Source organism: Sphingomonas sp. Leaf21 (genome assembly GCF_916858675.1).
In the GTDB taxonomy this organism is placed as follows: domain Bacteria; phylum Pseudomonadota; class Alphaproteobacteria; order Sphingomonadales; family Sphingomonadaceae; genus Sphingomonas.
On the sequence record NZ_CAKASM010000020.1, the window covers coordinates 22455 to 35933 of the forward strand.

General features: G+C 66.4%; 14 protein-coding genes. 11 read left to right on the forward strand and 3 right to left on the reverse strand.

Features of this window, described 5'->3' with window-relative positions; translation table 11 throughout:
- Positions 1–27 precede the first annotated feature (27 nt).
- Positions 28–1806, reverse strand: a complete 1779-nt coding sequence (locus LRP66_RS13745) for a cation:proton antiporter domain-containing protein (RefSeq protein ID WP_230483169.1) — start codon at positions 1804–1806, stop codon at positions 28–30.
- A gap of 112 nt (positions 1807–1918) precedes the next feature.
- Between LRP66_RS13745 and LRP66_RS13750 the strand changes: the two genes are divergently transcribed.
- Entirely contained in the window at positions 1919–2368 is a 450-nt protein-coding gene (locus LRP66_RS13750; RefSeq protein WP_230483170.1) for a c-type cytochrome, read from the forward strand.
- Between the two features lie 230 nt (positions 2369–2598).
- On the opposite strand, the gene LRP66_RS13755 is transcribed toward LRP66_RS13750, so the two are convergent.
- A complete protein-coding gene (locus tag LRP66_RS13755) occupies positions 2599–3819 on the reverse strand; it encodes an NADP-dependent isocitrate dehydrogenase (RefSeq protein WP_230483171.1) in 1221 nt (406 codons plus the stop codon).
- A gap of 142 nt (positions 3820–3961) precedes the next feature.
- On the opposite strand from LRP66_RS13755, the gene LRP66_RS13760 reads away from it, so the two are divergent.
- Together LRP66_RS13760 and pssA are read left to right on the forward strand one after the other, a co-directional pair.
- Complete coding sequence (locus LRP66_RS13760) at positions 3962–4684, forward strand: phosphatidylserine decarboxylase (protein WP_230483172.1); 723 nt, start codon at positions 3962–3964, stop codon at positions 4682–4684.
- A 12-nt stretch (positions 4685–4696) separates the two neighbouring features.
- The gene (gene pssA / locus LRP66_RS13765) at positions 4697–5524 is read left to right on the forward strand and encodes a CDP-diacylglycerol--serine O-phosphatidyltransferase (protein WP_230483173.1); all 828 of its coding nucleotides are present in this window, start codon (positions 4697–4699) and stop codon (positions 5522–5524) included.
- Here the strand turns inward: pssA and LRP66_RS13770 are convergent.
- Positions 5460–5786: a hypothetical protein gene (locus LRP66_RS13770; RefSeq protein ID WP_230483174.1), complete on the reverse strand. Its 327-nt coding sequence runs from the start codon at positions 5784–5786 to the stop codon at positions 5460–5462. The two genes, pssA and LRP66_RS13770, sit on opposite strands and share 65 nt — an antisense overlap.
- 280 nt (positions 5787–6066) lie before the next feature.
- Here LRP66_RS13770 and rpsB point away from each other — a divergent pair, with 280 nt between their 5' ends.
- The 8 genes from rpsB (at position 6067) to rseP (ending at position 13453) form a co-directional block, all read left to right on the forward strand.
- Positions 6067–6876, forward strand: a complete 810-nt coding sequence (rpsB, locus tag LRP66_RS13775) for a 30S ribosomal protein S2 (protein WP_230483175.1) — start codon at positions 6067–6069, stop codon at positions 6874–6876.
- A 159-nt stretch (positions 6877–7035) separates the two neighbouring features.
- On the forward strand, positions 7036–7971 hold the full coding sequence (gene tsf / locus LRP66_RS13780; RefSeq protein WP_230483176.1) for a translation elongation factor Ts: 936 nt from the start codon (positions 7036–7038) through the stop codon (positions 7969–7971).
- Between the two features lie 326 nt (positions 7972–8297).
- Positions 8298–9023: a UMP kinase gene (gene pyrH / locus LRP66_RS13785; protein WP_230483201.1), complete on the forward strand. Its 726-nt coding sequence runs from the start codon at positions 8298–8300 to the stop codon at positions 9021–9023.
- A gap of 3 nt (positions 9024–9026) precedes the next feature.
- The gene (frr, locus tag LRP66_RS13790) at positions 9027–9584 is read left to right on the forward strand and encodes a ribosome recycling factor (RefSeq protein ID WP_230483177.1); all 558 of its coding nucleotides are present in this window, start codon (positions 9027–9029) and stop codon (positions 9582–9584) included.
- A gap of 41 nt (positions 9585–9625) precedes the next feature.
- Positions 9626–10342 (forward strand): isoprenyl transferase, encoded by a 717-nt coding sequence (locus LRP66_RS13795; protein WP_268992462.1) that lies wholly within the window; start codon positions 9626–9628, stop codon positions 10340–10342.
- A gap of 53 nt (positions 10343–10395) precedes the next feature.
- Positions 10396–11163 carry a phosphatidate cytidylyltransferase gene (locus LRP66_RS13800; protein ID WP_230483203.1) on the forward strand — a complete coding sequence of 256 codons (768 nt, stop codon included), beginning with the start codon at positions 10396–10398 and terminating at the stop codon, positions 11161–11163.
- Entirely contained in the window at positions 11163–12320 is a 1158-nt protein-coding gene (locus LRP66_RS13805; RefSeq protein WP_230483178.1) for a 1-deoxy-D-xylulose-5-phosphate reductoisomerase, read from the forward strand. The genes LRP66_RS13800 and LRP66_RS13805 overlap by 1 nt, the downstream gene beginning before the upstream one ends.
- The gene (rseP, locus tag LRP66_RS13810; protein WP_230483179.1) at positions 12317–13453 is read left to right on the forward strand and encodes an RIP metalloprotease RseP; all 1137 of its coding nucleotides are present in this window, start codon (positions 12317–12319) and stop codon (positions 13451–13453) included. The genes LRP66_RS13805 and rseP overlap by 4 nt, the downstream gene beginning before the upstream one ends.
- Positions 13454–13479 lie beyond the last annotated feature (26 nt).

A 13479-nucleotide genomic window follows, 5' to 3' on the forward strand; every position in this document is an offset into this window, starting at 1 on the left:
CCCAAGCAAGCTTGGGGAGGATTGGGGTCAGCCCTGTTCCCCGAGCCGCCTCAGTCGCCGGATTCTGGGCTCCCGCTGTAACTGTGCCTCGCGCCGGATGACCTGACGCAGCTCGTCGCGCTTCTCGTGGATCGACGCGATCACCGGTCCCATCGCGACGCCCAGGTCGACCAGCACCGCTTCCGACAATTGCAGCGAGCTCTCCAGTGTCTCGGGCACCGCCTCGCTGACGCCCGCGCGGTAGAGTTCGGTCGCGTGCGCCATGTCGCGCGCGCGCGCGATGATCGGCAGTTCGGGCACCGCCTCGCGGATGCGTCGCGCCAGTCGAACGGTCAGGACGGGATCGTCCATCGTGAGGATCAGCGCGCGCGCGGCGGGCAGGTTGAGCCGGTCGACCAGCTCGGCGCGGGCGACATCGCCGAACAGGACCGGATAGCCCGAGCGTCGCGCCTCGTTGACCGAATCGATATCCGCCTCGACCGCGACATAGGACTGGCCATGGACGGTCAGCATGTCCGCGATCATCTTGCCGACACGCCCGAACCCGATGATCACCGTACGCCCGCCGTCATTCTCCGTCGGGGGCGTGGCGGGGCCATCGCCGCTCCGCGCCTCGATCCGCCGCGACATGACCCGTCCCGCCTTGGCGAGCAGCGGCGTGATAGTCAGCCCGATCGCGGTCACCGTCTGCCAGAAACTGGCGGTAGACGGCAGGATCAACTGCGCCTGCGCCGCGGTCCCCAGGACGATCAGCGTGGTTTCGGACGGGCTTCCCATCAGCAACCCGGTTTCCGCCGCGACGCCGCGCCGGGCATGGGCGACGCGGAGCAGGAGATAGGTGACGATCGCCTTCGTCGCGACCACGCCGACGACCGCGAGCAGCAGCATGTCCCAATTCTTCGCGATCAGGCGCAGGTCGAGGCTCATGCCCACGGTGATCAGGAACACGCCCAGCGCCAGCCCCTTGAACGGGGCGGTCATCACCTCGACCTCCGAATGATATTCGGTCTCGGCGATCAGCAGACCGGCGAGCAACGCGCCGACGATCGGCGACAGCCCCGCCGCCGTGGTCGCGACGCTGGCGACGATGACGACCAGCAGAGAGGCGGCGAGGAACAGTTCCGGGCTCTTGGTCCGCGCGGCCTGCGCAAAGAGGCGCGGCAACACGAACTTGCCGCCCAGATACATGGCGACGACGGTCAACCCGCCGCGCAGCGCGACGCCAGCGATGCCGACCCACCCCTCGTCCGATGCGGTGGGCGCCATCGCGCCCAGTGCGAAGATGATCGGGACCAGCGCCAGATCCTCGAACAACAGCATCGCGAATGCACCACGCCCGACCGGACTGGTCGTGCCGACCAGCGGCAGCACCAGTGCGGTCGACGACAGCGTCAATGCGAGGCCGAGCCCGATCGCTCCCGCCCAGCTCTGGCCGAGCAGGTGGAGCGCGACGCCGATCAGCGTCGCCGAACTGATCAGCTCCGCCGCGCCGGTGCCGAAGACCAGCCGACGCATCGCCCATAGCCTGCGAAAAGAAAGCTCCAAACCGATGGAGAACAACAATAATATGATGCCAAACTCAGCGAATGGCTCGATCGACTCCGGATTGGAGATCGTCAGATAGTAGAGCCAGGGCGCATGGGGGACGAGCGAACCCAGTCCTGCCGGGCCGACCAGCAGTCCGACCAGGATAAACCCGATCACCGGGCTGACCCGAAAGCGCGCGAATGCCGGGATGACGATTCCCGCCGATCCCAGAATGACGAGCGCGTCGGAGAAGCCTTGATTGTCGAGCCGTAATGCCATGGCGGCAGACTAACCCGGCTTCGACGCGCTTGTCAGGTCGTTAATCGGATTAATCGCCGATGGGACGATCGGTCCACTGACGGCCGGACGCGGCTGGCACTAGGGGGCGGCGATGACCGAACGTCGCTCGTCCTTCGCCATACTCCTCCTGCCACTGCTCGCACTGGCGGCCTGCGGCGACGATGGTCGTGCCGATCGGTTGAAGCGGGCGGGGCCGAACCCCACGCTGGACGCGCTGATGCGTGTGGCCGATGCCGACGCGGGGGCGCGGACCTTTGGCCAGTGTCTGGCGTGCCATACGATCGGCAAGGGTGAGCTGGATCGCGCCGGGCCCAATCTGCACGGCATCATCGGCAAGCCGGTCGCGGGGGGCAGCGATCGCTTCGGCTATACCGCCGCACTGATGAAGGTCGGCGGGCGATGGGACCGCGCGACGATGAACCGCTGGCTGACCTCGCCGCAGCGCTTCGCGCCGGGGACGAAGATGACCTTTCCGGGGCTGCCCGATCCGCTCGCCCGCGCGGATGTAATCGCCTATCTGGAGCGCGAGGGGCGCGAATAGGCGGTTTCCGGTCCGCCGCCCGTATTCCGTTCAGCCCGAGCGAAGCCCAGGGCTGCGCGAAACCTCTCCCGGTTCCGTAAGGCAAGCGAATCGCCTGGCCTTCGACTTCGCTCGGGCTGGACGGGGGGAGGGGCGCGCATTGGGGGGAGGCGGTCGAACGGATCGTCGGGAACGAAGAAGGGGCCCGGAGACAATGCCTCCGAGCCCCTTTCTCACGACTAGCGGCAGGATTACTGCCAGTTGCCCATCGCGGTTTCGAGGTTCACGCGGATCGCCTCGAAGAACTGCTCGGTGGTCATCCAAGGCTGATCCGGGCCGATCAGGATGGCGAGGTCCTTGGTCATCTGGCCGTTCTCGACGGTCTGGATGCAGACCTTCTCGAGCGTCTCGGCGAAGCGGACCACGTCGGGCGTGTTGTCGAACTTGCCGCGATACTTGAGGCCGCCGGTCCAGGCGAAGATCGACGCGATCGGGTTGGTCGAGGTCGCCTTGCCCTGCTGGTGCTGGCGATAGTGACGGGTGACGGTGCCGTGCGCGGCCTCCGCCTCGATCGTCTTGCCGTCCGGGGTCATCAGCACCGAGGTCATCAGGCCCAGTGAGCCGAAACCCTGTGCAACCGTGTCCGACTGCACGTCGCCGTCATAGTTCTTGCAGGCCCAGACGAATTCGCCGTGCCACTTGAGCGCCGAGGCGACCATGTCGTCGATCAGGCGATGCTGATACTCGATGCCCGCCGCCTTGAACGGCTCGGCGAATTCGGTGTCGAACACCTCCTGGAAGATGTCCTTGAAGCGGCCGTCATAGGCCTTCAGGATCGTGTTCTTGGTCGACAGATACACCGGCCAGCCGCGATTGAGGCCATAGTTCATCGACGCGCGCGCGAAGTCGCGGATCGAATCGTCGAGATTGTACATGCCCATGGCGACGCCGGCGCTGGGGAAGTTGAACACCTCCTCCTCGATCGTCTCGCCATTCTCGCCTTCCCACTTCATGGTCAGCTTGCCCTTGCCGGGCACCTTGAAGTCGGTCGCCTTATACTGGTCGCCGAACGCGTGACGGCCGACGACGATCGGGTGGGTCCAGCCGGGGACGAGGCGGGGGACGTTCTTGATCACGATCGGCTCGCGGAACACCACGCCGCCCAGGATGTTGCGGATCGTGCCGTTGGGCGACTTCCACATCTTCTTCAGGCCGAATTCCTCGACGCGCTGCTCGTCGGGGGTGATCGTCGCGCACTTGATCGCGACGCCGTACTTCTGCGTGGCGTGCGCGCTGTCGATGGTCACCTGGTCGCTGGTCGCGTCGCGGTTCTCGACCGACAGGTCGTAATAGGCGAGGTCGATGTCGAGATACGGCTTGATCAGGCGTTCGCGAATCCATTCCCAGATGATCCGGGTCATCTCGTCGCCGTCGATCTCCACGATGGGCGTATTTACCTTGATCTTCGCCATATGCGCATCCTTCAGATTAGGCAGGTTTGACCCGCGTCTAGGGGAGGGGGCGCGGCGGATCAACCACCGCTGGCGACCATGGTAGGGACCGGGGCGAACCGAAAAGATTGTACGATGGCCGGTGGACAGGTAGACAGGCCTAATGCCTTCGCTCGAAAAGCCTCCCGTCGCGACCACCACCGTCAAGTGGCGCTTTCCCGCCGTCCATCCCGAAGGGCGCAAATATGTGCTGATCGGGGCGGGCCTGACCCTGCTCGCGACGCTCGTCACCAAGGTGCTGTTCTGGCCGTTCGTCGGCCTGTGTATCTGGATCGCGGCCTTCTTCCGCGATCCCATCCGTACCACGCCGCAGGGTGACGACCTGATCGTCGCGCCCGCCGATGGCCTGGTCACCATGATCCAGCGCGTTCCCATCCCGCGCGAACTGGTCGGCGAACTGGGCGAGGCGCCGCTGGTCCGCGTGTCGATCTTCATGTCGGTCTTCGACGTGCACATCAACCGCACGCCGGTCGCGGGCGTCATCCGCCAGGTCGTCTATATCTCGGGCAAGTTCCTGAACGCCGATCTCGACAAGGCGTCGGACGAGAATGAGCGCCAGCATTTCGTGGTCGAGGGGCGCGATGGCCGCAAGATCGGCTTCACCCAGATCGCAGGGCTCGTCGCACGGCGAATCGTCGGTTTCGTCAAGCCCGGAGACATGGTCGCGGCGGGCCAGCGCGTCGGCCTGATCCGTTTCGGTAGCCGGGTCGACGTCTATCTGCCCGACGACGTCACGCCGCAGGTCTGCCTGGGCCAGCGTTCGGTCGCGGGTGAGACGGTGCTGGGCCGCGTCGGCGGCAAGCCGATGGTCGGTGTCGCCCAGTAAGCCTTCGGCAAAATGGCCATTTCCCCCCGCTTCGCGCGTCGCGCCACCGCCGACGGCCAGCCCCCCCGGGGGCTCCCCTTGCGCGCCATCGTGCCCAATGCGGTAACCGCGCTGGCGCTGGTGTCGGGCCTGACGGGCGTCAAGTTCGCCATTGCCGGATCCTGGGAGGCGGCGGTGACAATGATCATGGTCGCGGCGGTCCTCGATGGTCTGGACGGCCGGATCGCGCGGCTGTTGCGTGGCGAAAGCCGGTTCGGGGCGGAGCTGGACTCGCTGTCCGATGCCATCTCGTTCGGTGTCGCACCCGCGCTGATCCTGTACCTCTGGTCTCTCGAAAATCTGCCGCGTATCGGGTGGATCTGCGCGGTGCTCCAGGCAGTGTTTTGCGCGCTTCGGCTGGCACGGTTCAATTCGCAGCTCGATGTGACCGACCAACCGCGCAAGACGGCGGGCTTCTTCACCGGCGTGCCCGCGCCCGCCGGGGCAGGGCTTGCCATGTTGCCGCTCTATCTTTGGTTCTGGACGGGCGAGCCGATCTTCGGTTCACCCTATCTCGTGGCGCCCTGGGTCGCTTTCGTCGCCCTGCTGATGGTTTCCAGCGTGGCCACCCTGTCCTGGACCTCGTTCCGCCTTCGCCGCAACGTGCGGTTCGAGGCCCTGGCGATCATCGTCCTGGTCGGCGTGGCGCTGATCTCGGCACCCTGGCATGCCCTGACCGCCCTGTGCCTCGTCTATCTCGGCAGCATCCCGTTCACGATGCTCGCCTATGCCCGGCTCAAGCGGCAGCGCGGCGGCGTGCCAGCGGCGCGGGGACCGGCGAACCCGCCGCCCAGCGCCTGACGGCGATGCGACGCTCGGCGACGACCAGCGTCGCCAGCGGGGTGAAGGCGGCTTCGGTATGGCCAGTGGCCAGATGCACGATGCGGCGCCATTGCGGCGCGATCATCATCGCGATCGTAGCGATGGCGGCGACCAAGGCGCCCGTAAAAATCAGAACACTCACCACGATCATCATGATGCCCGCCTCCTGCCGAATGTTGCGGTTCGGCCCATTAACCAAACCGTAACCATTGAAAAATTTGATCAGTTCCGTCGCTGCCACCGTGACAGCATGTCGAGTCGTGCCAAATTCGCGACGTTTCGCCCTCGACTCGTCGCAATCAAGCGGCGTTCTCTGTTGTGAGCCCTTTATGTTCCGCTGATGTTCTATCGTCAAGTGGGTTTGGAACAAAAGCGAACGCGTCAGCGGGCTTGCCTTCCGTCGATCGCTGGGCTAAGCGCCCGCCCCTCAACACCGCATGGGAAGCATCATATTCTGGTGCGCATGGGCTTCGCCCGCCGCGTCATCCGCTTCCCAGAGGACTAACCGGAAGGAATTACTTATGGCGGCACCCGTCGTCACCATGCAGCAGCTGGTCGAGACCGGCGCGCACTTCGGCCACCAGACCCACCGCTGGAACCCGAAGATGAAGCCCTACATCTTTGGCGACCGCAACGGCGTCCACATCCTCGACCTGTCGCAGACCGTGCCGCTCTTCGCGCGCGCTCTGGAGTTCATCAGCTCGACCGTCGCTGGCGGTGGCAAGGTCCTGTTCGTTGGCACGAAGCGCCAGGCGCAGGAGCCGGTCGCCGAGGCCGCTCGCCGCGCGGGCCAGCATTTCGTCAACCATCGCTGGCTGGGCGGTATGCTCACCAACTGGAAGACGATCTCCAACTCGATCAAGCGCCTCAAGACCCTGGAAGAGCAGCTCTCGGGCGACACGCACGGCCTGACCAAGAAGGAAGTGCTCAACCTGACCCGCGAGCGCGACAAGCTCGAGCTGTCGCTCGGCGGCATCCGCGACATGGGCGGCGTTCCGGACGTGATGTTCGTGATCGACGCGAACAAGGAAGAGCTGGCGATCAAGGAAGCCAACACGCTGGGTATCCCGGTCGTCGCGATCCTCGATTCGAACGTCTCGCCCGACGGCATCGCTTTCCCGGTTCCGGCGAATGACGACGCCAGCCGCGCGATCCGCCTGTACTGCGAAGCCGTGGCGATCGCCGCGACCCGTGGCAACAACGAGCAGCAGCGCCGCAGCGGCACCGACTTCGGTGCGATGGCCGAGCCGCCCGTCGAGGAAGCGCTGACCGTCGCGCCGACCGAGACGGCCGAGCAGGCTGTCGAGGCCGAGCGCCAGATCGACGCGTAATCGCGTGAACATGCCCCGCGGTGCGGGCGGGGCGATCATCGACCGGACGGGGCAGCCCTTCGGTCGGTGACATCGGCTTGACATGCAAGCCGTGCTAAGGGCCGCCTCCGATGGGGCGGCCCTACCCGCATCCCCCTTTTCAGACAGAGGAATCATACAATGGCCGATATCACCGCAGCGATGGTCAAGGACCTGCGCGAAAAGAGCGGCGCGGGCATGATGGACTGCAAGAAGGCGCTGGCCGAGGCGAATGGCGACATGGACGCCGCGCTGGACTGGCTGCGCACCAAGGGCCTCGCGGCCGCGCAGAAGAAGTCGAGCCGTACCGCCGCTGAGGGCCTGGTCGGCGTGGCCACCAACGGCACCGTCGGCGCCGCCGTCGAAGTGAACTCGGAAACCGATTTCGTCGCCAAGAACGACCAGTTCCAGGCGTTCGTCCGCGACGTGACCGCGATCGCGCTGAAGTCGGGTGACGACATCGAGGCGTTGAAGAACCAGGCGATGCCGCAGGGCGGCACCGTCGCCGAAGTGCTGACCAACAATGTCGCGACGATCGGTGAGAACCAGTCGCTGCGCCGCGCCAAGCGTCTGGAAGTGTCGAAGGGCGCCGTCGTGTCCTACGTCCACAACCAGCAGGCGCCCGGCATGGGCAAGATCGGCGTGCTGGTCGCGCTGGAGTCGGAAGCCGCCGACGAGACGTTGCAGGCACTCGGCCGTCAGCTCGCGATGCACATCGCCGCCGCCTTCCCCAAGGCGCTGAACGAGGAAGACCTGGACGAGGCCGAGATCGAGCGTGAGCGCGCGATCGCGACCGAGAAGGCCGCCGAGTCGGGCAAGCCCGCCGACATCATCGCCAAGATGGTCGAAGGCTCGATCGCCAAGTACCGCAAGGAGCACGCGCTGGTCAGCCAGCTGTTCGTGATCGACGGCAAGACCAAGATCAGCGACGTCGTGGCGAAGGCCGGCAAGGACGCCGGTGCCGAGATCAAGCTGGTGGACTATGTCCGCTTCCAGCTGGGCGAGGGTATCGAGAAGGAAGCGTCGGACTTCGCGGCCGAAGTGGCTGCGGCTTCGGGTGTTCCGCAGAAGGCGTAAGGCCGAGCATCGTCCCGTGGTGGGACGGTGATCGAAATGGGAGCGGCTGCCGAGAGGTGGCCGCTTCCTTTGCGTTTGGGGTGTCGCCAAATCCTCCCCATCGTCAGATGGGGAGGGGGACCGCGCCCGCAGGGCGTGGGGGAGGGGCATGGCCGGTCCGTCTCGCCCCTCCGCCATCGCTGGCGCGATGGTCCCCCTCCCCGAACAAGATCAGGGGGGAATTGGCTTGCCCATGAAAATCCCCGCGACCTGCCGCTGCGTGGTTGCCCGTGGCCCGGTCGCCGCCTAAGGTCCGCGCCACTTCCATGACCAAGATCCGAGAACCGATGACGAGCCCGCGCTTCAAACGTATCCTGTTGAAACTTTCGGGCGAAGTCCTGATGGGCGAGGGGGGGCTGGCGATCTCGCCGGAGATCACCGCGCGTGTCGCGCAGGAGATCGCGGACGTCCGTGCCAAGGGTTACGAACTGTGCATCGTGGTCGGCGGCGGCAACATCTTCCGTGGCCTGTCGGCGGCGGCCAAGGGGTTCGAGCGGGCGACCGCCGACTATATAGGGATGCTGGCGACGGTCATGAACGCGCTCGCGGTCCAGAACGCGCTGGAGCAGATCGGCGTCGACACCCGCGTCCAGTCGGCGATCCCGATGGCGAGCGTGTGCGAGCCGTTCATCCGCCGTCGCGCGGAACGGCATCTGGAAAAGGGTCGCGTCGTGATCTTCGCGGCGGGCGTCGGATCGCCCTTCTTCACCACCGACAGCGGCGCGGCGCTGCGTGCGGCGGAGATGAAGTGCGACGCGCTGTTCAAGGGCACCAGCGTCGATGGCGTGTACGACGCCGACCCGAAAAAGGTGCCGACCGCCACCCGCTACGATACCGTCAGCTATTCCAAGGTGTTGTCCGACGACCTGAAAGTCATGGACGCCTCGGCCATCGCGCTGTGCCGCGACAACAATATCCCGATCGTCGTCTTCAACATCCGCGAACATGGCAATTTCGGCGCCGTGCTAGGCGGCGAGGGCGTGTCGACGATCGTCCAGAATCAAGGAGCGTAATTCATGGCAGCCTATGACAAGTCCGACCTCGAGCGCCGTATGCAGGGCGCGGTCGAATCGCTGAAGCATGATCTGAACGGCCTGCGTACCGGCCGCGCCTCGACGGCGCTTCTCGATCCGGTCACCGTCGAGGTCTATGGCAGCCATATGCCGCTGAACCAGGTCGCCACCGTCTCCGCACCCGAACCGCGCATGTTGTCGGTGCAGGTGTGGGACAAGTCGAACGTTTCGTCGGTCGAAAAGGCGATCCGTTCGGCCGGGCTGGGCCTGAACCCGATCAATGACGGCCAGACGCTTCGCCTGCCGATCCCCGACCTGACCGAGGAGCGCCGCAAGGAACTGGCCAAGCTGGCCAACAAATATGCCGAGAGCGCGCGCATCGCGGTGCGCAACGTGCGCCGCGACGGCATGGACAGCCTCAAGACCGACGAAAAGAAGGGCTTGTTCGGCGAAGACGAGCGCAAGCGTCACGAGACCGAGGTGCAGAAGCTGACCGACGCGACGATCGCCGATCTGGACGCGGCGGCGGCGGCCAAGGAAAAGGAAATCCTGGGCAAGTGAGTCCTCCGGCCGCCTCGGCCCAGACGGCTCTGGGGTCGCTGGTGGCCGTGCCCGATACGGGTGCGGTCCCGCGTCACGTCGCGATCATCATGGACGGCAATGGCCGCTGGGCCAAACGCCGTCTGCTGCCCCGCTTCGCCGGTCACAAGGCCGGGGTCGACGCCGTGCGCCGCATCGCGCGCGCGGCACGGGCGCTGGGGATCGAGGCGCTGACGCTCTATGCCTTCTCCTCGGAGAACTGGCGGCGTCCCGAGACCGAGATCAGCGACCTGATGGGCCTGCTGCGCATATTCCTGCGCAAGGACCTGGCCGAGCTGGTGTCGGACAATGTCCGTCTTCGGGTGATCGGCGACTATCACCGCTTCCCCACCGATCTGGTCGCGATGATCGACGACGCGGTCGCGCGGACGTCGCAGAACACCGGCCCGATCCTGGCGATCGCATTGAACTACGGCGCGCAGGCCGAGCTGGTCGAGGCGACCCGGCGGCTGGCGCTGAAGGTCGCCGCGGGCGAGATGGCGGCGGATGCGATCACGCCGGACGCCATCGAGGGCGAGTTGCAGACCAACGGCCTGCCGCCGCTCGATCTGGTGATCCGTACCTCGGGCGAGCAGCGGCTGTCCAATTTCCTGCTGTGGCAGGCTGCCTATGCCGAACTGCTGTTCGTCGATACGCTCTGGCCCGATTTCGACGAAGCGGCGCTTGCCGATGCGGTCGCGGAATTCGGCCGACGGCACAGGCGTTTCGGCGGCCTGTGACCGATCCTGAACTCCCGGCGACCGGGGCGCCCGAAGCGGCCCCGGTCAAGAGCATGTCCAACCTGACCAAGCGGGTGCTCGCCAGCATCGTGATGATCGCGGTGGCGAGCCTCTGCCTGGCCCTGGGTGGCTTGGCCTTCTGGCTGCTGGCGGTCGTCGTCGCGCTGTTCATGATGGCCGAGTGGTCCGACCTGCTCAAGGTCGACCGCCAGCGCAAGCGGCTGGCGCAATTCTCGCTGTCGGTTCCGCTCGCGATCATGGCGCCGGGACTGGCGGCGGGGCCGGGCTTCTTCGCGCTCGGGTTGATCGCGGGGGTCTTCTTCTTCCTGACCATCATCTCGCGTCGCCCCGATTATGGCGCGGGTGCACTCTATGTCGGGCTGCCCGTCTTCTCGTTGCTGGCGATCCGGCTGCACGACGATGGCCTGGCGCTGTCGCTCTGGGCGATGGCGCTGGTCTGGGCATGCGATAGCGGGGCGTTCTTCGTCGGGCGGCAGTTTGGCGGCCCGAAGCTCGCCCCGACGATCAGCCCGGCCAAGACATGGTCGGGGCTGATCGGCGGCGTCGTCGCGGCGACGCTGCTCGCGATCGTGATGCACTGGGCCCATGGATTGCCGCTGCTGCTGGTCGTCGCGACGCCGTTCCTGGCGGTGCTGGCGCAGATGGGCGACCTGTTCGAAAGCTGGATGAAGCGCCGGGCGGGCGTGAAGGACAGCGGCAACGTGCTGCCCGGCCATGGCGGCGTGATGGACCGGCTGGACGGCATCGTGCCCGTCGCGCCGGTCGCGGCCTTCCTGATCTTCGTACCGGGCCTGTTCTGATGCGTAGCGTGACGATTCTGGGGGCCACGGGTTCGGTCGGCACCTCGACCCTCGACCTGATCGAGCGTGAGCCCGATCGCTACCGGGTGCGGGCGCTTACCGCCAATTGCGACGTCGCCAAGCTGGCCGCCGCCGCACGGCGGACCAATGCCGAACTGGCGGTGGTCGCCGACGAACGCTGCCTTCCCGACCTGCGCGCGGCGCTGGCGGGGACCGAGACGCGGGTCGCGGGCGGGCGCGCGGCGGTGATCGAGGCGGCGGCGCTGCATGCCGACTGGACGATGGGCGCGATCGTCGGCTGTGCGGGGCTGGAGCCCGCCATGGCGGCGATCGCCAATGGCGGCACCGTGGTCCTCGCCAACAAGGAGCCGCTGGTGTCGGCCGGCGAAGTGGTGTTGGCGGCGGCGGCGAAGGCGGGCGCGACGCTGCTCCCGGCCGACAGCGAGCACAACGCGATCTACCAATGTTTCGACTTCGCCCGGCCCGAGCGGGTGCGGCGGATCGTCCTGACGGCGAGCGGCGGGCCCTTCCGCGAATCGACCACCGAGGACATGGCCCGCGTGACGCCCGAACAGGCGGTGGCGCATCCCAACTGGTCGATGGGCGCGAAGATCTCCGTCGACTCGGCGACGATGATGAACAAGGGCCTCGAACTGATCGAGGCGGCACGGCTGTTCCCCGTTCCCTCCGACCGGATCGAGATCGTCATCCACCCGCAATCGGTCATCCATTCGGCGGTCGATTATGTCGACGGATCGATGCTGGCGCAGCTCGGGCCCTCCGACATGCGTGTGCCGATCGCGCACTGCCTCGCCTGGCCGGACCGGATGCCGACGCCGATGGCGCCGCTCGACCTGGTGGCGCTGGGGCGGCTGGACTTCGCCGCGCCCGACCCGGTGCGCTTTCCGGCGCTGAGGCTGGCGCGTGCCGCACTGGAAGCCGGGGGGGCGGCGCCCGCCATATTGAACGCCGCGAACGAGATCGCGGTCGCAGCTTTTCTCGCACGACGCATCGGCTTCCTCGAAATTGCCGCAATCGTCGAACATGTTCTCCATCGCTACGACCCGGCCCCGCCGGAATCGCTCGACGCGGTGATCGCGATCGACGCGGAGACGAGGGTGATCGCGGCCGAGCGCGTTGAGGATTGCGTCGTTTGATCGAAACCCCCGGCCTGTTGCTGACTATCCTGGCCTTCGTCCTCGCTCTCGGTCCGCTCGTGTTCGTTCACGAGATGGGCCATTATCTCGCCGGTCGCTGGTTCGGGGTGAAGGCCGAGACGTTCTCGATCGGATTCGGTCGCGAGATATTCGGGTTTACCGACAAGCGCGATACGCGTTGGAAGATCGGCTGGCTGCCGCTGGGCGGCTATGTGAAGTTCGCGGGCGACATGAACCCCGCCGGACAGCCCGACGCCGCCTGGCTCGCGCTGCCGCCAGAGGAGCGCGCCCGCACCTTCCAGGCCAAGCCGGTCTGGCAGCGCGCGATCATCGTCGCGGCGGGCCCGGCGATCAACTTCTTCGCCGCGATCCTGATCCTCGCCGGTTTCGCCTATGCTTATGGCGAAGTGGTGATCCCCCCGGTGGTGGGCCAGATCGTGCCGGGCAGCGCGGCTGCTTCGACGACGCTTCGTCCCGGCGACCGGGTGACCGCGATCGGCAACCGCGACGTCACCGACTTTGCCGACATCGCGCGCTATGTGCAGATTCGCGCGGGCGAAACGGTGACCATCGCCGCCGAGCGTGGCGGCCAGCGCTTCACGACCAAGACGGTGATCGGCGTCGAGGAACAGCGCGACCGATTCGGCAACAGCTATCGCATCGGGCGACTGGGTCTGATGGGATCGGGCGCGGTCGACCTTCGGCCGGTCGGCCTGTTGCGGGCACCGGTCGTCGCGGTCGAGCGGACCGGCGAGATCGTGCGGATGATGGTCGAGACGCTGGGCCAGGTCATCACCGGCCGCCGCTCGGTGAAGGAACTGGGCGGTCCTTTGTCGATCGCCAAGGTGTCGGGCGAGCAGATGTCACTGGGCCTCGACGCCTTCGTGTTCTTCGTCGCGCTGGTCTCCATCAATCTTGGGTTCATCAACCTGTTGCCAGTGCCGATGTTGGACGGCGGTCATCTTCTCTTCTATGCGATCGAAGCGGTGCGACGACGTCCCCTGGAGCCGGCGGCGCAGGAATGGGCGTTTCGCGGCGGTTTGATCGCGATTTTGACCCTGATGCTGTTCGTCACGTTCAACGATCTTGGCAATTGGGGCGTGTGGCGGAATATCGCTGGCTTGATCGGGTGACGACGATGGGGCAGGGCGCGTGGACG